Below are 18,121 nucleotides of genomic sequence, written 5' to 3'. Positions count from 1 at the left end.
CCAGGCTATCCGGTCCCCGCCTTGTAGCCCACGCCCCGCACGGTGAGGATGATTTCCGGCCGCTCCGGGTCTGGTTCGATCTTGGCCCGCAACCGCTGGACGTGGACGTTGACCAGACGGGTGTCGGCAGCGTGCCGGTAACCCCAGACCTGTTCGAGCAGCACCTCACGGGTGAAGACCTGACGGGGCTTGCGGGCGAGCGCGACCAGCAGGTCGAACTCCAGCGGAGTCAGCTTCACCTCCTCGTCGTTGCGGCTCACGGTGTGCGCGGGCACGTCGATGGAGATCTGGTTGTCGGGCGGCCCGATGGTCAACATCTCCGGAGCCACGTCCTCGCCACGGCGCAGGCGGGCCCGCATCCGGGCGACCAGTTCCTTGGGCTTGAACGGCTTGACCACGTAGTCGTCGGCACCGGACTCCAGGCCGAGCACGACGTCCACCGTGTCGCTCTTGGCGGTGAGCATGACGATCGGCACGCCGGACTCCGCCCGGATCGACCGGGCGACGTCGATACCACTCATTCCGGGCAGCATCAGGTCAAGCAGCACGATATCGGGGCGACTATCACGGAATGCGGCCAACGCCCGCTCGCCGTCCGCCACGAACGAGGGCAGGAAACCCTCACTGCGCAGCACGATGCCGAGCATCTCGGCGAGCGCGGGGTCGTCGTCGACCACCAGTACGCGGGCTCTCATGGGATTAATATTGCATCCTCATTCAGTTCGGTGGGACCGGCGTCTGCCTGGCTGTCACCATGATCCCCCTTCGGCGCCGCCCGGCGCCACCGCAGCCCCGGCCGTTTCCGCTGTCGCCATCCGGACGGCGGTCAGTCGAGGAGCGGCACAGCTCTCTGCCCCGGTGGGCCCCGCGTGCGGACCGATCAGTGCGGGACGGCTGTGGGAGGATCCCCGCCGTGAAGGGATTCCTGCCGTGGCTGGCGGTGCTGGCCGTGGTGCTGCTGCTCAGCGCACTGCGCATGCGGGCGCTGGCCACCATCGTGTCGCTCGGCTGGCTGGCCTGGTGCGTCTGGACGTGGTTCCGACCCACCCGGCGTGACCCCCGCTCCGGCTGAGCAGACGGCGGAGACGACGAACCGGGCCGGCTGCGAACAGCCGACCCGGTCCGGAACCGTCGATCAGTAGCGGTAGTGGTCCGGCTTGAACGGACCCTCCGGGGAGACACCGAGGTACGCGGCCTGCTCCTTGGTCAGCGTGCTCAGCTTGGCACCGAGCGCGCCCAGGTGCAGCCGGGCCACCTTCTCGTCCAGGTGCTTGGGCAGCACGTAGACGCCGATCGGGTAGTCCTCGGTCTTGGTGAACAGCTCGATCTGGGCGATCGTCTGGTTGGCGAACGAGTTCGACATCACGAAGCTCGGGTGGCCGGTGGCGTTGCCCAGGTTCAGCAGGCGACCCTCGGAGAGCACGATGACGGCGTGGCCGTCGGCGAAGCGCCACAGGTCGACCTGCGGCTTGATGTTGACCCGCTCGACGTCGGAACGCTTGGCCAGACCGGCCATGTCGATCTCGTTGTCGAAGTGGCCGATGTTGCCGACGATGGCCTGGTGCTTCATCCGAGCCATGTGCTCGTTGGTGATGACGTCGAAGCAGCCGGTGGCGGTGATGAAGATGTCCGCCTGCTCGACGACGTCGTCCAGGGTGGCGACCTGGTAGCCGTCCATCGCGGCCTGCAACGCGCAGATCGGGTCGACCTCGGTCACCACGACCCGGGCGCCCTGGCCGCGCAGCGACTCGGCGCACCCCTTGCCCACGTCGCCGTAGCCCATCACCACGGCCATCTTGCCGCCGATCAGCACGTCGGTGGCCCGGTTGATGCCGTCGATCAGCGAGTGCCGGCAGCCGTACTTGTTGTCGAACTTGCTCTTGGTCACCGAGTCGTTGACGTTGATGGCCGGGAAGAGCAGGGTGCCCGCGCGGTGCATCTCGTAGAGCCGGTGCACGCCGGTGGTGGTCTCCTCGGTCACGCCCTTGATGCCGGCGGCGATCCGGGTCCACCGCTGGCCGTCCTCGGCGAGCGAGCGGTGCAGCAGCTCGAGGATGACGGCGTACTCCTCGGAGTCGGCCGACTCGACCGGCGGGACCACACCGGCCTTCTCGAACTCGGCGCCCTTGTGCACCAGCAGGGTGGCGTCACCGCCGTCGTCGAGGATCATGTTCGGGCCCTGCCCGTCCGGCCAGGCGAGCACCTGCTCGGTGCACCACCAGTACTCCGGGAGGGTCTCGCCCTTCCACGCGTACACCGGAACGCCGGCCGGGGCCTCGGGCGTGCCGTTCGGGCCGACGACGATCGCCGCGGCGGCGTGGTCCTGGGTGGAGAAGATGTTGCACGACGCCCAGCGCACCTGCGCGCCGAGCGCGACAAGCGTCTCGATCAGGACGGCGGTCTGGATGGTCATGTGCAGCGAGCCGGTGATCCGCGCGCCGGCGAGCGGCTGCGCCTCGGCGAACTCCCGCCGAATCGCCATGAGGCCGGGCATCTCGTGCTCGGCGAGCTGGATTTCCTTACGCCCGAACTCGGCGAGCGACAGATCCGCCACCTTGAAGTCGCCGTCGGCGAGCGTGCTCGGCCGGGCCTCGGACGACGTACCGCTGGCGGCCGCCGGGAGGGTGCTGGTCATGAAAGCTCCTGTCGAACGATGTCTGCGCCGACCCTCCACCTTACGCGCGTCGGCGGCGGGCATCCGGGGGACGGGCCGCGGAACAGCGCACGGGGCGGTCGGTGGTGGACAGACTCAGCCGCCCACGTCCCGCCCGCCCCGTGCATCCCCCCGGTTTGGTTCCCCCGCACGTTCTCGGACCGTCGTCGCGATAACGCTGCGTACTCATAGAGTCACACTCAGGCAGGGTCGCGTCAAGCTATTCCGGAAAAGTCGGACTTGTGTCGTGGTCCGGACAGCCGTCAGCTCAGCCCCGACGTCGCCACGTACGCGTCACCGTCGCCACTGATCCGCAACGGTTCACCCGCCGCCGTGCCGATCGCCGCCTGGCCGGACACGAGCGTCACCGCTCCGGCGCCATCGTCCACGGTGATCGACCCACCACCGCAGAGCACCACCCGGGGACCGGGCAGCGGCAGCGTGACCGAGGGCACCGCCGCGTCGACCCGTACGTGGTGCAGCGCGAAGTCGTCCACCGGAACGGGCCACCAGTCCACACCCGGGCCGACCGGCTGGGCGGAGCGCACCGGATCGTCGAGCACCTCGAAGCGCAGCACCCGCAACAACTCGTCGACGTCCACCCGCTTCGGGGTCAGGCCGCCGCGCAGCACGTTGTCACTGGCCGCCATGATCTCCACACCGCAGCCACTCAGGTAGGCGTGCAGGTTGCCCGCCGGCATCCAGATCGCCTCCCCCGGGACCAGCCGCACGTGGTGCAACAGCAGTGCCACCAGCGCGCCCGGGTCGGCCGGGTACGCCTTGGCCAACCGGTGGACCAGCTCCGCGTCCGGACCGTCGGCCGAGGACGCCAGCACCGAACCCAACAACGCCTCGCGCTCGGCCACCGGCCAGCCGAGCAGCGTCCGCACCGCCGTCCGCAGCCCCGTCGGCCCGTCACGCAACGCGGTGACCACCGGCGTCAACTCCGGTACGCCGAACGCGGCGAGGGCCTCGGCCGACTCCGTCGGGTCCCGGAAGCCGCACAACGCCTCGAACGGGGTGAGCGCGACGAGCAACTCCGGCTTGTGGTGCGGGTCGGCGTAGTTGCGCTCCCCCTCGGGACGCCCCTGCTCGGCCGCGTAGCCGACCCGGGCCTGTTCGGCGTCCGGATGCGCCTGCAGGCTCAGTGGGGCGTCGGCCGCGAGGACCTTGAGCAGGAACGGCAGGCGGTCACCGAAGCGCTCGGACACCCGCTGGCCGAGCCACTGCCCCGGCTCGTCCCGCACCAGGTCACAGAGGCTCACCCGCAGGCCGGCACGGGCCACGCTGGCCGGGGCGCCCGGGTGGGCGCCCAACCACAGCTCCGCCTCCGGCCCCTCGCTGGGCACCGGCCGCCCCTGCAGGAGAGCGATGGCGGAGCGGGACCCCCAGGCGTAGTCGCGGATCGGTCCGTACAGCGGTTCCACCCGTCAGCCTCCGGCCCGCCCGGCCGCCTCACCGGCCGCGCCCTCTGCCGGCGGCACAGCGGTGTCGGCGGCGGCGCCGGTGCCGGCGTTGGCGGCGGCGACGCTGTAGACGTCCGGCTCCAGGTAGATCACCCGGGCGATCGGCACCGCCGCGCGGATCCGCGCCTCGACGGCGTTGATGCCGCGCGCCAGGTCGTGGGCGTTCTCCCACTCCGGCACGGCGATCTTGGCAGCCACCAGCAGCTCTTCCGGCCCCAGGTAGAGCGTCTTCATGTGGATGATCCGCTCCACCTCGGGGCCGTCGGTGACGGCCCGCTCGATGGCGGCCAGCTCGGACGCCTCGGCACCCTCACCGAGCAGCAGGCTCTTCGTCTCGATGGCCAGCACCACGGCGATGACGACCAGCAGGATGCCGATCATCGCGGTGCCGGCGGCGTCCCACTCACCGTTGCCGGTGATCAGCGTCATGGTGACGCCGAAGAGCGCGAACACCAGACCGACGAGCGCCCCGAAGTCCTCCAGGAGCACGACCGGCAGCTCCGGTGCCTTGGCCCGGCGGATGAAGCGCACCCAGGACTGGTTGCCCCGGATGTGGTTGGACTCCTTGATGGCGGTCCGGAAGGAGAACGACTCCATGACGATCGCCACCACGAGCACCACCACCGGCAGCCAGTGCCAGGACTCGATGCCGTGCGGGTCGTGCCACTTGTGGTACGCCTCGTACAGCGCGAACAGGCCACCGATGCTGAACAGCACGATGGACACGATGAACGCGTAGATGTAGCGCTCCCGGCCGTACCCGAACGGGTGCTCCGGGGTGGCCGCCCGCTTCGCCCGCTTACCGCCGAGCAGCAGCAGGCCCTGGTTGCCGGAGTCGGCGACCGAGTGGACCGCCTCGGCCAACATCGACGACGAGCCGGAGAGCAGGAACGCAATGAACTTGGTGACGGCGATGCCGACGTTGGCCAGGAGGGCGGCGACGATCGCCTTCGTCCCACCGTTGGCGCTCATGCCACCGCTCCGCTTCGCCGTACGAAGCCGACCGGCCCGCGCATGACGCGCCGCCCCCTACGTCCGTTCACTGGTTCGACAGCTCCTTCATCTCGGTGATGGCCGGCACGGCCATCGGGTCCAACCCGTGGGCCAGGGCAAGGTAGATCGAGGCGAAATCCGGGACCGCGACCAGCGAGGCCAGCCGCTCCAGCGCGGAGCCACCCTCGGCGGTCACCACGTCGCACCGCACACCGCGACGCTCGGCGAGGGTCTGCACCGCGTCCGCGCGGCGCTCCTCGACGGCGAAGGGTTCGTCGGTGTCGTCCTCGGCGTTGAGCCCGCCATCACGCAGCAGCACCAACCGCAGTCGGGTGCCCTCGCCGTCGGTCTCGGTCGGGTCGGCGAAGATGTCGCGCTCCCCCTCGGCCAGGCCACCGAAGACGCCGTCGAGCAGCCCGACCCGACCCCGACCGGCCTCACCGAGCGCTCCGGTGACCACCGGGTAGCGGGCGTTGGCGGACAGGGTGTCGCCGAACCGGCGGGCGGCGACGGTCGCCAGCGGGGACGAGCCCCACACGATCGGGATCGAACCGGCCAGCCCCAGGGCCAGCGACTTGGCCGGGTTGACGAACGACTCGGCGGAGGACCGGCAGCGGTCTGCCTCCGCGTCCAGCCGGGCCGCGGTCTCCGCCAGGTCCGCCTCGTTGACCTTCACGAGCCCGAGGGAACGGGCGGCGAGCAGGACCGGCACGGTGAGCGCCCAGAGGCTGGCCCGCGCCGGGGCACGCCGAGGCACCGGAATGAACGGCGCCCGAGCCTGCTCGGCGATCGACTGCAACTGCGAGTCGGGAGCGCCCACGGCCACCAGTCGGGCACCGCGCCGGTGCGCGGCCTCCGCCGCGCCGAGCGCCTCCGGGCTCCGACCGGACGCGCTCACCGCGATCACCACGTCGGCCGCGCCCACCCAGCCGGGCACACCCGCGCTGCGGTGCGCGATGACCGGGACCGGGCAGCGCGGCCCGGCGACAGTGGCGAGCACATCCCCGGTACGCCCAGCCGTGCCGATGCCGGCGATGACGACGGCTCGGGGCCGCCCGTCGTCGGCGAGGACCGACAGGTTCGCCTCAGCAGCCAGTGCGGCGCTCTCGCGGACCTGCGCGCCGGCCGACGCGGTGTGCCGGAGCATGCCGCCCGGGTCGTGCTCGGCCAGCGCGTCCGGGTTGTCGAGCAGGGCCTCGTCCGCTTCGCGACGGCCGCTGACCCCAGCCGTGCCGTCGATCATGAGGGCTGCCCAGGGCCGCCGCGCGCCTCGTCGAGCAGCAGCACCGGCACGTCGTCGCGGACCTCGAAGATCCGACCGCACTCCGTGCAGGTCAACGTCTGCGCCTCGGCATCGTAGGTGAGCGGGGCGTGGTGCGTGTCCGGACAGGCGAGAATCTCGAGCAACTGCGGATCCAGGGCCATGGCACGGCTCCTTCCACGTGTGCGGCTTCACCGACGGCGGTGCCGACCGGCGCAGGCGATCTTATCGGCGAACGCGCTCGAGCACGTCGTCCCGGAGCGAGACCATCCGATCACGGGAGGGTGCCTCGACGTTGAGCCGCAGCAACGGCTCGGTGTTGGACGCGCGCAGGTTGAACCACGCGCCGTCGGGGAAACGCAGGGTGAGCCCGTCCATCTCGTCGGCCACCGCCTCCGGGTACGCGGCCCGCACCTCGGCCACCGCCGCCGCCTGGTCCGCGACCGTCGAGTTGATCTCACCGGAGGCGATGTAGCGCTCGTACTCGCCGGCCAACACGGACATCGGCAGGGACTGCTCGCCCAACGCCGCCAGGGTGTGCATCGCCGCGAGCATGCCGGTGTCGGCGAACCAGAAGTCGCGGAAGTAGTAGTGCGCGGAGTGTTCGCCGCCGAAGACGGCGTTGGTCCGGGCCATCTCCGCCTTGATGAACGAGTGCCCGACCCGGGCGACGACCGGCTCTCCACCATGCTCACGGATGATCTCCGCGACCGCGCTGGAGGTGATCAGACCGTGGATCACCGTGGAACCCGGGTGCTTGGCCAGCTCACGCGCGGCGACGAGAGCGGTGATCGCCGAGGGCGAGACCGGCTCGCCGCGCTCGTCCACCACGAAGCACCGGTCGGCGTCGCCGTCGAAGGCCAACCCGATGTCGGCGCCGTGCTCGACCACCGCCCGCTGGAGGTCGACCAGGTTCGCCGGGTCCAGTGGGTTGGCCTCGTGGTTGGGGAAGCTGCCGTCCAGCTCGAAGTAGAGCGGCACGATCTCCAGCGGCAACGGCGACAGGGCGGCGTCGCCCAGCACGGTCGGGACGGTGAAGCCACCCATCCCGTTGCCGGCGTCGACGACCACCTTCAGCGGCCGGATGCCCGAGAGGTCCACCAGCTTGCGCAGGTAGCCGGCGTAGTCCGGAAGCAGGTCACGCCGCTCGGCCGGCCGGGTCGGCTCACCGGCCGGACGGGCTTCGCCCGAATCCAGAAGGGCCTGAGCCCGGTCCCGGATCTCCGCCAGACCGCTCTCCTGCCCGATCGGACGGGCACCGGAGCGGCACATCTTGATGCCGTTGTACTGCGCGGGGTTGTGGCTGGCAGTGAACATCGCACCGGGCAGGTCGAGCGAGCCGGAGGCGAAGTAGAGCAGGTCGGTGGAGGCGAGACCGATCTCGATCACCGAGCGGCCCTCGGCGCGTACGCCGGCGGCGAACGCGGCGGCCAGCCCGGGCGAGGTGGCCCGCATGTCGTACCCGACGACAACCGCGTCGCCCGGCTCGTCAGTGGAGTTGAGCAGCTGGGTGAACGCGGCCCCGAGCGCCTCGGCGACCCTTTCGTCCCACTGGTCCGGTACCGTCCCTCGAACGTCGTACGCCTTCACGATCTGGGACAGATCAGACACGTGTTCCACTCCTTGGCCGCAAGTTAGACACCGAGCCTGAGCCTAACGGAGGCGGCAGGTCCAGCCTCGCTCAGCCGGGGAGCCGGGGAATGAAGACGGTGTGGCCGCCCTCGTCGGTCGGCGGCGTCCCGGTCGGCGGTCCGCCGGGCATCGGCTGCGTCGCCTCGGGAGTGGTGCCGCCCGGCCGTGCACCATAGACCCCGCCGCCGGCCGGGGGGCGCGGCGACGGCACGGCACCCCAGCCGGCGGCCGGTGGCTGCTGGCCGTACACCTGGCCTGGGCGACCGGGCGCGGCCGGTGACCCACCACCGACGCGGTAGGTGGTGCCGCCGGGGTTACCCGGAAGCGAGTCCGGTGACTCGTCGGACGGCTTGCGGTCCTGCCGCGAGCGACGCAACAGCAGCACGATGAGCAGCAGACCGACCGCCACCATCACGATGCCGAAGAACATCACCGGTGATCCACCGCCGGACGACTCCGCGGCAGCCGCCTTGGTGTCCGGCGCGTCGGACACCAGGGCTGCCGGGGTCACCGCCTCGTCGACGGTCGCGACCTCGGTGGGGGTCGGCGTGGGCGACGGCGTCTTCGACGGCGTCGGCGACGGCGTCACCCGCCCACCGGTGACCCGGGCCGCGTCGCTGTGGTGACCCAACGTCTGACCTTCGGCGCTGAGACCCACACCGGTCACGACGAGCCGACCACCGGGGGCGCCCGCGGCGATCGCCACCCGGTACCGCATCGTGATCGCCTTGCCCTTGCACAGCCTCGGCTTCGCGGGCGACGTCTGCGCGGTCTGCACCGTGCCAGTGCCGCCCGACACGCCCACCGGAAGCCAACGCCCATCCGCGGCGACTTCGACCTTCACCTGGTCCGGTTGAAGACCGTCAAGGCGCAGACCCAACGTGGTACGCAGCAGGACGCACCCGTCGGTGCGCTTGCGCACCGCGACGTTCACCCCCTGCGGGGAACCGCCGGCGGCGAAGCTGCTGGCCGCACCGACCCGGACCACGTCGCTGTCGGCGGACGCCGGCGACGCGCCGAGCAGCACCAGGCCGCCCACCAGCGCGCAGACCGCCGCGAGCCGCGTCGTGCGTCGACGCACCGTCATGATCACCTCGCCGTTCTCCCCGGGTGGGGTCCGCGGGACAGGCTACTACCGGCCCATCAGGGCCGCCGGTCATAGAGCGGGCCGGATGTGTGCGGCGTTACGGTTTACGACCCTGTTTGCGACCCGGCCCGTCGACCGGCGGAGAGGATCAGCATCGCCGCGGTTCGCCGCAGGTGGAGGGCCCGCCCAGGCAGGGTGGACCGGCCCGCGCTGTGCGCGCTCGGGCGGTCGGCGGCCTGCCTCAACGCGGGCGCTCGGGCGGTCGGCGGCCTGCCTCAACGCGGGCGCTCAGCCACGGTCAGTCGGCTTGTTGGGCTTGGGCTTGAGCCTCGGCGAGGGCGTCGCGGCTGAGGCGGTCGGCGGTGCGGGTGGTCTCCGGCAGCCGGTAGCGCGGTGTCAAGGCGAGCACCTGCGCTGTCGCGTTCTCCAGGCTCATCCGATGCCCGACGCTGACGAAGACCGGCTTCACGCCGTCCTGGGTCCGCAGCACCCGGCCGACGACGTCACCGCCGTCGCGCAGCGGCGACCAGGCGCCCCGCTGGCCAGCCGGCGGATCCCACGTCCCGACCAGTGGCGTCTTCCCCACCCCGATCGCGGGCAGCCCGGTGACCACCCCCAGGTGGCAGGCCAACCCGAACCGACGCGGATGGGCCAGCCCGTGCCCGTCGCAGACCAACAGGTCCGGCACGACGGTCAGGCGGTCCAGTGCGGCGAGCAGCGCGGGCAACTCACGGAACGCGAACAACCCCGGCACATAGTCGAACGCGGGCCGCCCCACGCTGACCGCCGATTCGGTCACCTCCAACGTCCGGCCGTCCAACACCGTCACGGCCGCCGCCAGAAGGTCACCACCCAGGGAGTACGCGACATCCAGGCCGGCCACCGTCGCAGGCGCGCTCGGCCCCGGCCCGACCAGATCGACCAGCGGCCGCAACTCCTCCTGTACGGCCAACGCCTCGGCCACACCGCCCGGCCCCGCCGGCTGCGCGCCGATCACTGGGCTTGCGCTGCCATGTGGCTGTGCGCTGGTGCCCGGCTCGGCGCTGGTGCCCGGCCGTGCGCTGGCGCCTGGACCGGCGCTGGCGCCCGGCCGTGCGCTGATGTCCGGCTCGGCGCTGATGCCCGGCCGCGCGGTCGTCCACGGCCGTGATCCACTCGAGTTCATGGAAACCGGGCCATCCAACGCCGCTGGATGCCCCGTTTTCGTGAAACGCGAGTCGATCATGGTCAGAGGGGACGGTCCGGGCCCACGCCAGTGGCACTGCCGTCCGTCGCACCCTTGGTCGACTGATCACGGGCGTCGCCCTGGTCGGGAAGACCTGCCTGAGCAGCCTCGACGGTGGACTTTCGGTCTCTGATCGCGCCAAGGCCGACCGCGAAGGCAACGCCGAGGGCGACGCCGAAGGCCACTCCACCCTTCGCGCCGAACACGGGGATGCCGACGGCCAGACCGACCGCGATGCCGACCGGCCATGCCCAGACAGTGGACCAGATGCTCTCCGAGCCGGATCTCGCCATGCGTCGATCTTATTCGGCAGTGCCTACCCCGCGCCTATCCGGTCCGTGCCAACTCGTGCCTGTCCAGGCCGCCCGCGTGGCGCTCCTGTTCGCTGACGCCGGTGGCTATCGACCAGTATCATCTGAATCGGACGGAAACATGGCGCGGATGCTGTCCTCATCAAGCAGAGGGCTACCGCCAGTGATGGCCTCGGCCACTCTCTCAGCCGTCGACCTGTTGACTGTTTCGAACCGATCATCGTTCCGGTAGTCATTAACGAAACGTGCCACAAGGGCAGGGTCGAAGGCCCAGCCTCCGCGTCGGTGATCCCACAGGATCGCGTTTCCGGTACCCGCATCAGCCACGAAGAGTCCGGCCGCCCCTCCCTCCCTCTCGTCATTGCGATAAATTACGTAGTACGTCAACAATTTCTTTCTCCAACTTGACGGCAACATCTTCCGCTATTGGGAAGTCGCTGGAATCCAGCCCCAACTCTTCAGCTATCTGCGAGAAGCTAGCCCCTTGACGATCAAGCCACGATTGATACTTGCTCCACGCATCTCCGTTTCTGCTCAGCCACTTGGCGAAGCTCGCGTCCTTGGTTGGAAAGCGATCCGCCAAACCGGGGGGCACACATTCCGACATCCGGCGCTCGCGGTTCGCGGCAAGCATCCTCAGAAATGCGTGCACGTGCTCCTCTGGACTACTCCCGACCCGACGCAGAATCTCATAGTCGACATGAGTCTGCATCCATGCCGCTCGTGAATCTCGGGTGTGCAGTTGCAACTCGACAAGAAGGCCGTCGGGAGACTGGAGCGTGCAATTGAATCCGTAAAACCTGTTGCCCGCCCGCCAGAAGTTCTTGAGCTCCGCCGGCGGGACGGAAAAACCTGCCTCCGTGAGACTTGCGAGCACTAACTCAACACCAACCCGATATTTTTCGCCAGGCGGCATCTCGAACAAGAACCGCAGAGCGTCGTTAACGGTACCCGCGAATTGCTCAACGCTGATGGCCAAACTCCGCGCCTCGTCGAGGAACTTCCGCGCCAAAGAGTTCAGACCTTTGACACGAGTGCCCTTGTCACGCAACTGGATCGGCTGTGGGAGGCCCATCGCCTCCGACACGATCCGCCCAACTTGAGCAAGTTCCCCCTCAACATGATTGGCAACCGCGATCGCTCGTTCACGAAGGTCCGTCAAGCCTGCCAACTCCTCTGCCGTGAGCTGCGCCAACTCAACGTCTGGAGGATGCGATCCGCTTGCTTCGTCCTCGTCGCCGACCGGCGTGACCGGGTGCTGCGCCGAGCCAGGGCCGTCCAGGAGTAGGTACATCCGGTTGACGTACGGGTCGCCGTGGCCGGCGTTGTCGTACGTCGAGGGGTGGTCCGGCAGGTCCGGCCGCTCGCTGAACCGGCCCCGGGGCAGCCCGCCGAGCGGCATCGGTCGGCCGGTCCCGTCCAGCACCAGGGCGTCGATGCCGCTCACGTCGGGGTACAACGGCCGGTCGCGGACCACACCGGTCTGCGGGTCGACGTAGAGCACTGTGCCGTTCTGGTTGAGCGCCACCCAGGCGTGCGATCCGCCGTGTGCCCACTCGGTCACCAGGAACGCGTAGCTGCCGTGGCCTCCCAGGAGCAGTTGGTCGTGCAGGTTGCGGTACCCCCGGTCGGCGGCCTCCCGGCTGTGCTCGGCATAGGTGCGTTGACCGGACGGGGCGAGGAGTTGTTGGAAGCGCCCGCCGGTGACGTCCTCCACCCGGCCTGGGCCGCCTGCCTCGCCCCGGATGGGTCGGCGGATGTCACCGTTGAGGTAACCGTCGAAGGTACGTGGTGCCGACACCCGTGGCCGCCCGTGCACCCAGGTCTCGAACAACGACAGGGTGCAGTCCAGGCAGTTGATGCCCCGGGTGGCGTCGGCGGCGGGACCTCCGTCGTTGAGGAGCCGGAACCAGCCGCCCCGTCGGGGGTCGGCGGTGCGGGTGATGGTGCCGTCCGGCTCGCGGGGCATCTGCCGTTCGACGTCCACCTGGTGCAGGGCGAGCGGCGGACGTAGTCCGCCGGGCTTTCCGTACGGTCGGGAGTCGTCGATCGGTGGCGGATGGTCGTCGCCGGTGAGCCGGGACGGGCCGCCGGTCTCCACCGCGCCGAGCGCGAGGGCGCCCACGTCCCGGTTGGCATGCTCGAAGGTGGCCGCACCGAGGTCCACGACCTGCGGTGCCGTGGTGCCGGCCAGCACCGCGTCGGCCAGGTCACGCCATTGGGCGTACGCGCGTGCCTCGTCGTTCGCGGCTCGCTGCCAGCCGTCGGCCCACTGCCGGTTACCCGCGCGGTGCAACTGTCGGGCGTAGGTGGCGTACTCGACGGCCCGACGATCGTGCTCCGCCGCCCGGGCGCGCAGACGGATCGCCTCCGCCTGGCGGCGATTGCGTTCGAAGCCGGTCCGCTGTGATTCGTAGTGGCCCTGGTAGCGCCGCCGCTCGGCGGCTTCGGCCTCGGCGGCCCATTGCGCCGCGTAGGAGTCGTCGGCCTCGGTCGCCGGCACCACCGGGTCACCGAAGACCAGCTCGACGGGGATCGACGCCCTGCCCCGGGCCGGGTGCTCGGCTGCTGGTGCCGGTGCGCGCACGCCTCGTGCCGCTGGGCGGGACGGCACGGTGGACCGGCCGACCACTGTCGGGGTCGTACCGATCAGCGGGGTAGCGACGGTGCCCGGCGGCATCACGCCGGGCGCTGTTGTCGGTGCGGGCGCGCCGGTCGAGGGAGACCAGGCGACCGGGCCGGCGGTGTGTGGCGGGTTTCCCGGCTGGCCCGGCGCGACACCGGTGACCGGCTCAACGGCCCCGGGCGTGGTCATCGCAGACATCCTCGGATCCGGGGCCACCGACGACAACGTCGGATCGGCAGCCACCGTCGGCACACTCCGACCAACGTCTGCCGACGACACGGCCGGATCACCGATCACCGGCGGCAGAGCCGGATCAGCAGCGTCCGTCGGCAACACCCGACCCGCATCCACCGACGACGACGCCGGATCAGCAGCGTCCGTCGGCAACACCCGACCCGCATCCACCGGCAACGACGCCGGATCAGCAGCCACCGACGGCAACACCCGACCCGCATCCACCGACGACAGCGTCGGGTCGGCGGCGATCTGCTGTGTGGCGCTCACGTCCGTCGGGTGAAGTGTGTTCGGCTCGGGGGCACGCAGCGGACTGTCGAGGCCGTCCATGTCGGACCCGGCGGCCACCGATGGTGACGCCGACACGTTCACGTCGGCGGCGGGTGGCCGGTCGGCGCGGGGCGGGGCCACCTGGTCCGGTGGCGTGGCCTGCGTCGGAACGACCGGAGACACCCCGGCCGGATCCGCCTCGGGAGGCGGGAAGGAGACTGGTGCCGCCACGGACGGCAGCGTGGGGCCGACGAGTGACGCCCCGGCGAGGGCGTCGGCCTGGGCGTCGAGCCGGGCGCGTAGGGCGTGGTCGGTCTGGCCGGTCACCGAGCCGGTGGCCCCGGAGGCGGCGGCCCGGGCCACGTCCTCCATCGAGGTCAGGCCGTGGCCGGTGGCGAGGCTGGCAGCGCTGTCGGCGAGCACCTCGCCGGTCATCTCCCGCCCCAGGTGCTCACCGACGCGGGCCGCTCGCCCGGTCGCGTGTCGGCCGAGGCCGGCGAGGGGCGCGACCGCCCCACCGGCGAGCCCACCGACCGCCGAGGCACCGAGGTCGGTCAGGTCCAGGCCGTGGGCCCGGCCGGTGGAGTTCTGGTACGCCTGGGTGGCCAGCGTGACGCCGCTCTCCTCCGCGGCCTCCTCCAGCCCTTCCCGGGCGGCCCGCTTGGCGAGCCCTCGCACCCCGTCTCGGGCGACCTCCTTGGCGGCTCGCTCGCCGGCCTCCCGGAGCCCGTGTTTGAGGGACTTGCCGGCCAGTTGACCCATCAGCCGCTTGATGATCTGTTGGACCAGCAGCCTCGTGGCGGTGATCGCCGCCCCGGCGGCCGGGGTGGCGGCACCGGCGGTCAGCACCGCCGCGACCGCCACCGAGAGCAGCTCGATGACGAGGATGCCCAGCTCGATCCAGACTTCCAGCTTGGCGCCCTCGATGTCGCAGCCGCACTCCTCGACCAGTCGGCCGAGATCGGCGGTCACCGCGAGCAGCACGGGCAGCGGCGCGTCCGCGCCTTCGGCGATGCCCCGCCAGGCGGCCTCGAACGCCGCGTCGACCGCCCCGACCCCGCCGTACCCGTTGCGCACCTCGACGGCGGCCGCGGCGGCGTCGGCATGCGGACCGGCGAGCACGGCGGCGACGTCGTACCACTGGTCGGCGACGTCCCAGACGGCTCGCTCGTCACCCTCCGGCCACTGCACACCGACCACCCAGTCGAGGGCCTCGTAGATCCACCCTGGAACGTCCCAGGGTGCGAGGTCCAGTGGGTGCGGAATCGGGCTGGGCAGCACGGTCATCGCGATCCCCGGCCGTCAGTGCCGGTCGGTGATCCGAGCGAGCCGACCGGCGTTGGCAGCGTCGGTCTGCACGCTCGCGTCGACGGCGCGAACCACGTCGCCGCCCAACTCGGTGAGTCGGTGCCCGACCCCCGCCCAGGCCCGCATGACGATCTGCTCGATCTCGCGGTAGTTACGCTCGAACGCCGCGCCGATGTCGTCGCGACCCCACGGCCTGGCACCGCTCGCGGCCTCGATCGCACCGCCTTCGGCCGCTCGACGGGCCGTCACCGCCTCCCCGGCGAGCGCCAGGTCGGCGCCGCCTCGACACGCCCGGGACGGATCGAGCCAGAGTCGCCCGTCGGTCATGGCTGCCCCTCCCGCCTGCCGAGCACCGCGTCGGCTCGACCGAGCAGGGCCGCGTAGTCGCCGGTACGCAGGAACTCCACCGAGCCGGACCTGGCCGGCATGCTCTCCGCGACGAGGTCGCGAGTGGCGTCGACGGCGGCGGTCGCGGCGGCGTGGACTGTTTCGGTGATTTTTCGGCCGAGCGCTGCGGCGTCGCGCTCGCGGTAGACGGTCGACGCCAGCTCCACCTGGATCAACTCGCCGCGTGCGCCAACTGTCGCGGTGACCTGACCGTCGGCCGATCGCCGGGTGACCCGCAGCTCGGCGAGCCGTGTCTGCAGATTGTCCAAACCGGACCTGAGCTGCTGATACTGCCCGTACACGTCGTCGAATCGGGCCCGCAGCTCGCGGTTGGCGTGCCGGTCCACGTGTTCGCTCACCGCCGTTCCTCCCGTCACCGTCGGTAGAGCAGCACCATACCGGCTGCCATCGATCCGTGTAGTCCGGTAGTTTCAGAGCGTGATCGACCGTCAGCAGGCCGAGCAGCTCGCCGCCACGTGGGCCCGCCGCGACTCGCAGCGCCTGGGCCACGAGTGCACAGCGATGGTGGACGAGTTCGACCTCGGGTACGTCATCACGTCCGTCGTGCCCACCGAGGTGCGGACGGTCCCCGGGGACCTGCCGACGACAGTCATCGACAAGCAGACCGGCACGGTCACCACCTGGCCACGGGTGCCGAGCGATGTGGTGGCGGAGTTGTACCGGCGCAGTCAGCCGGCCGGGCCGACCGCTCCCCGCACCGTCGACCCGTCGAGGCTGCTGGTCCGGGAGATCCACCGGGTGCCCACCCCGAACACGTCGGCGCACCTGACGATCGACGGGCGGATCTGGACGGCGGAGGGCGCGAAGGGCGACGTGCCGCTGAATCATCACCCGCTGGTCCGCACCTATCTGGACCAGTTGCCTCCGGGCGAGCTGGTCCGGGGCGGGGACGCCCACGCCGAGCTGATCGTGGTCTCCGACGTGCTGCACGAGTACGACCACCGCCGGGCCGCCGAGGGCATCGCGCCGATGGGTCGGGCCGAGGCGGCGGCGTTGCTGGAGGGCGCCCGGTTCGAGATCTTCCGAATCCGGGAGCCCGGCGATCCAGCCGGTGGCCCGGCGGAGCTGCCCTGCGACTCGTGCATCAGCTTCCTGGTGCGCGCCAACGTCCTACCGGAGACGGCTCGGGCGTACACCGAGACCTGGCGCGCTCCGGCGGCGACCGACCCCGACCCCGGGCGCTTCCCGGCGGAGGTGGCCAACGCGCTGGTCGCGGCCGGCTGGCGACCGCACATCGGCGACCAGATCATGGCCGCCGCGGCGGTACGGGACGTGACAGCGGTGCCGGGGGCGACCCATCGACACTCGGTCTTCCCGGCCGCCGTGGAGGCGCTGACCGCGTTTCCCAGCCTGGTCGGTGCCCGGCGCGGCCGGGGCGAGCAGGTGTGGATCTCCCGTTTCGACATCCGCCCGCACACGATCGCGCACACCGCCGACACGCTCGCGGACTTCGGTGCGGTGCTCGGCGTACGCCTCTTCCCGATCGGCACCGAGCAGCAGGACAGCATCCTGGCCGTCGACGAGCGGGGGCGGGTCTTCGCGCTCGACCAGGCCGGAGAGTGGTTCCTCGGCGACACCATCGACGCCGCACTGACCACTCTGCTGCTCGGCCGCGCCCCGGCTCGGGTCCGCGACAACGGCACCTGGCAGGCGGACTAGTACTCCGACGTCACTCGTCTAGGGCTCGAGCGTGGCGGGCATGCTGAAGGCGGCGACGTGACGGGCACCGATGAAGGCGTTGCTCTCTACGATCTTCCCGTTCTCGATCCGGAGTACGTCGACGACCAACGCCTCGTAGTGCGGGCTGCCGGGCCGGCGGAGATAGTTGATCAGTGCCGGGCGCCCATTGGCCGAGGTGGGGAACGTACGCCAGTCGAGCGGTCGGCCGAGGAACTCCGCGGCCGCGTCGATCCCGACGACCGGCGGCTCGGGCGGCATCGTGATCCGTACGTCCTCGGCGAGCAGTGCCCGGATCGTCTCCGGGTCCTTCGCGTTGGCGTAGCGGCGCAGGATGTCTTCGTCCTCACTGGTGAGCTGCGGGCGGCGCCAGTCCTTCGGGTCCGACGGAGCGCGCCCCCGGAGGGTGTGGCGGGCCCGCTGGAGGAGGCTGTTGACGGCCGCTACGGCGGTGTCGAGCGCGGCGGCGATCTCCTGCGGTGTCCAGCCGTAGACGTCGCGCAGCACGAAGGCCGCCCGCTGCCGCGGCGGCAGGTACATGAGCGCCGCGATCACGGCCAGTTCGACGGTCTCCCGGGCGGCGAGACCGGTCTGCGGATCGTCGGCCAGCAGAGCGTCGGGATAGGGACCAAGCTCGGTGGACCACTCCAGCGGATCACCGTACGGCACCGTGCGGTTACCGGCCGCCTTGCGGCTGTCGAGGAAGACGTTCGTGGCAATCCGGTAGAGCCAGGTGCGCGCCGACGCGCGACCCTCGAAGCGGTCGCGAGCCCGCCAGGCACGCAGGAAGGTCTCCTGCACCAGGTCGTCCGCGTCGGTGACGTTCCCGGCGAGGCGGTAGCAGTGGACGTGTAGCTCATGTCGGTGCTCGTCGAAGGCGCGCTGCAGCCAGACCGCCTGCTCGTCAGGCGAGTCGGGCATGTGATCTCCCCGGGGCTGATCGGTTCTCACAACCGTACTGACGACAGCG

16 protein-coding genes are annotated in these 18,121 nt (G+C 70.9%); 2 read left to right on the top strand and 14 right to left on the bottom strand.

The genetic code is table 11. The annotated features are described in order from the left end of the window. Positions 1 to 5: 5 nt before the first annotated feature. Entirely contained in the window at positions 6 to 695 is a 690-nt protein-coding gene (gene mtrA / locus O7616_RS09970; protein WP_278150699.1) for an MtrAB system response regulator MtrA, read from the bottom strand. A 218-nt stretch (positions 696 to 913) separates the two neighbouring features. Here mtrA and O7616_RS09965 point away from each other — a divergent pair, with 218 nt between their 5' ends. Beyond that, entirely contained in the window at positions 914 to 1,072 is a 159-nt protein-coding gene (locus O7616_RS09965; RefSeq protein ID WP_282262420.1) for a hypothetical protein, read from the top strand. 63 nt (positions 1,073 to 1,135) lie between these two features. On the opposite strand, the gene ahcY is transcribed toward O7616_RS09965, so the two are convergent. The 12 genes from ahcY to O7616_RS09905 all read right to left on the bottom strand — a co-directional run bounded on the left by ahcY (position 1,136) and on the right by O7616_RS09905 (position 15,812). Then, positions 1,136 to 2,635: an adenosylhomocysteinase gene (gene ahcY, locus O7616_RS09960; RefSeq protein ID WP_282306527.1), complete on the bottom strand. Its 1,500-nt coding sequence runs from the start codon at positions 2,633 to 2,635 to the stop codon at positions 1,136 to 1,138. A gap of 281 nt (positions 2,636 to 2,916) precedes the next feature. Further along, on the bottom strand, positions 2,917 to 4,080 hold the full coding sequence (gene manA / locus O7616_RS09955; protein ID WP_282306526.1) for a mannose-6-phosphate isomerase, class I: 1,164 nt from the start codon (positions 4,078 to 4,080) through the stop codon (positions 2,917 to 2,919). 3 nt (positions 4,081 to 4,083) lie between these two features. Beyond that, entirely contained in the window at positions 4,084 to 5,091 is a 1,008-nt protein-coding gene (locus O7616_RS09950; protein WP_282306525.1) for a cation diffusion facilitator family transporter, read from the bottom strand. Positions 5,092 to 5,158: 67 nt separating this feature from the next. After that, positions 5,159 to 6,355, bottom strand: coding sequence for an SIS domain-containing protein (locus O7616_RS09945; RefSeq protein ID WP_282306524.1), 1,197 nt, complete (start codon positions 6,353 to 6,355; stop codon positions 5,159 to 5,161). Further along, on the bottom strand, positions 6,352 to 6,537 hold the full coding sequence (locus O7616_RS09940) for a Trm112 family protein (RefSeq protein WP_030490836.1): 186 nt from the start codon (positions 6,535 to 6,537) through the stop codon (positions 6,352 to 6,354). The genes O7616_RS09945 and O7616_RS09940 overlap by 4 nt, the downstream gene beginning before the upstream one ends. A gap of 61 nt (positions 6,538 to 6,598) precedes the next feature. After that, positions 6,599 to 7,984: a phosphomannomutase/phosphoglucomutase gene (locus O7616_RS09935; protein ID WP_282306523.1), complete on the bottom strand. Its 1,386-nt coding sequence runs from the start codon at positions 7,982 to 7,984 to the stop codon at positions 6,599 to 6,601. Between the two features lie 70 nt (positions 7,985 to 8,054). Further along, a complete protein-coding gene (locus O7616_RS09930; protein WP_282306522.1) occupies positions 8,055 to 9,086 on the bottom strand; it encodes a hypothetical protein in 1,032 nt (343 codons plus the stop codon). Positions 9,087 to 9,390: 304 nt separating this feature from the next. Then, on the bottom strand, positions 9,391 to 10,089 hold the full coding sequence (locus O7616_RS09925; protein ID WP_282306521.1) for an endonuclease V: 699 nt from the start codon (positions 10,087 to 10,089) through the stop codon (positions 9,391 to 9,393). A gap of 230 nt (positions 10,090 to 10,319) precedes the next feature. Then, a complete protein-coding gene (locus O7616_RS09920) occupies positions 10,320 to 10,610 on the bottom strand; it encodes a hypothetical protein (protein ID WP_282306520.1) in 291 nt (96 codons plus the stop codon). Between the two features lie 376 nt (positions 10,611 to 10,986). After that, complete coding sequence (locus O7616_RS09915) at positions 10,987 to 15,045, bottom strand: toxin glutamine deamidase domain-containing protein (RefSeq protein WP_282306519.1); 4,059 nt, start codon at positions 15,043 to 15,045, stop codon at positions 10,987 to 10,989. 15 nt (positions 15,046 to 15,060) lie between these two features. Continuing rightward, positions 15,061 to 15,393 (bottom strand): hypothetical protein, encoded by a 333-nt coding sequence (locus O7616_RS09910; protein WP_282262437.1) that lies wholly within the window; start codon positions 15,391 to 15,393, stop codon positions 15,061 to 15,063. Then, the gene (locus O7616_RS09905) at positions 15,390 to 15,812 is read right to left on the bottom strand and encodes a YbaB/EbfC family nucleoid-associated protein (RefSeq protein ID WP_282306518.1); all 423 of its coding nucleotides are present in this window, start codon (positions 15,810 to 15,812) and stop codon (positions 15,390 to 15,392) included. Before O7616_RS09905 ends, O7616_RS09910 begins: the two co-directional genes overlap by 4 nt. Before the next feature lie 79 nt (positions 15,813 to 15,891). Between O7616_RS09905 and O7616_RS09900 the strand changes: the two genes are divergently transcribed. Next, on the top strand, positions 15,892 to 17,133 hold the full coding sequence (locus O7616_RS09900) for an SUKH-3 domain-containing protein (protein ID WP_282306517.1): 1,242 nt from the start codon (positions 15,892 to 15,894) through the stop codon (positions 17,131 to 17,133). An 18-nt stretch (positions 17,134 to 17,151) separates the two neighbouring features. Here O7616_RS09900 and O7616_RS09895 read toward each other — a convergent pair whose 3' ends face one another. Beyond that, a complete protein-coding gene (locus O7616_RS09895) occupies positions 17,152 to 18,072 on the bottom strand; it encodes an RNA polymerase subunit sigma-70 (RefSeq protein WP_282306516.1) in 921 nt (306 codons plus the stop codon). Positions 18,073 to 18,121 lie beyond the last annotated feature (49 nt).

Source organism: Micromonospora sp. WMMD964, from assembly GCF_029581455.1.
GTDB lineage: Bacteria > Actinomycetota > Actinomycetes > Mycobacteriales > Micromonosporaceae > Micromonospora.
The sequence above is the reverse complement of the archived record's forward strand: the minus strand, read 5'-3'. Positions and strand labels throughout refer to the sequence as shown.

Excerpts from the sequence above, each read along its gene's own strand:
- mtrA (WP_278150699.1), bottom strand. The coding sequence starts at position 695 with ATGAGAGCCCGCGTACTGGTGGTCGACGACGACCCCGCGCTCGCCGAG.
- ahcY (WP_282306527.1), bottom strand. The coding sequence starts at position 2,635 with ATGACCAGCACCCTCCCGGCGGCCGCCAGCGGTACGTCGTCCGAGGCC.
- O7616_RS09950 (WP_282306525.1), bottom strand. The coding sequence starts at position 5,091 with ATGAGCGCCAACGGTGGGACGAAGGCGATCGTCGCCGCCCTCCTGGCC.
- O7616_RS09945 (WP_282306524.1), bottom strand. The coding sequence starts at position 6,355 with ATGATCGACGGCACGGCTGGGGTCAGCGGCCGTCGCGAAGCGGACGAG.
- O7616_RS09940 (WP_030490836.1), bottom strand. The coding sequence starts at position 6,537 with ATGGCCCTGGATCCGCAGTTGCTCGAGATTCTCGCCTGTCCGGACACG.
- O7616_RS09920 (WP_282306520.1), bottom strand. The coding sequence starts at position 10,610 with ATGGCGAGATCCGGCTCGGAGAGCATCTGGTCCACTGTCTGGGCATGG.
- O7616_RS09915 (WP_282306519.1), bottom strand. The coding sequence starts at position 15,045 with ATGACCGTGCTGCCCAGCCCGATTCCGCACCCACTGGACCTCGCACCC.
- O7616_RS09910 (WP_282262437.1), bottom strand. The coding sequence starts at position 15,393 with ATGACCGACGGGCGACTCTGGCTCGATCCGTCCCGGGCGTGTCGAGGC.
- O7616_RS09895 (WP_282306516.1), bottom strand. The coding sequence starts at position 18,072 with ATGCCCGACTCGCCTGACGAGCAGGCGGTCTGGCTGCAGCGCGCCTTC.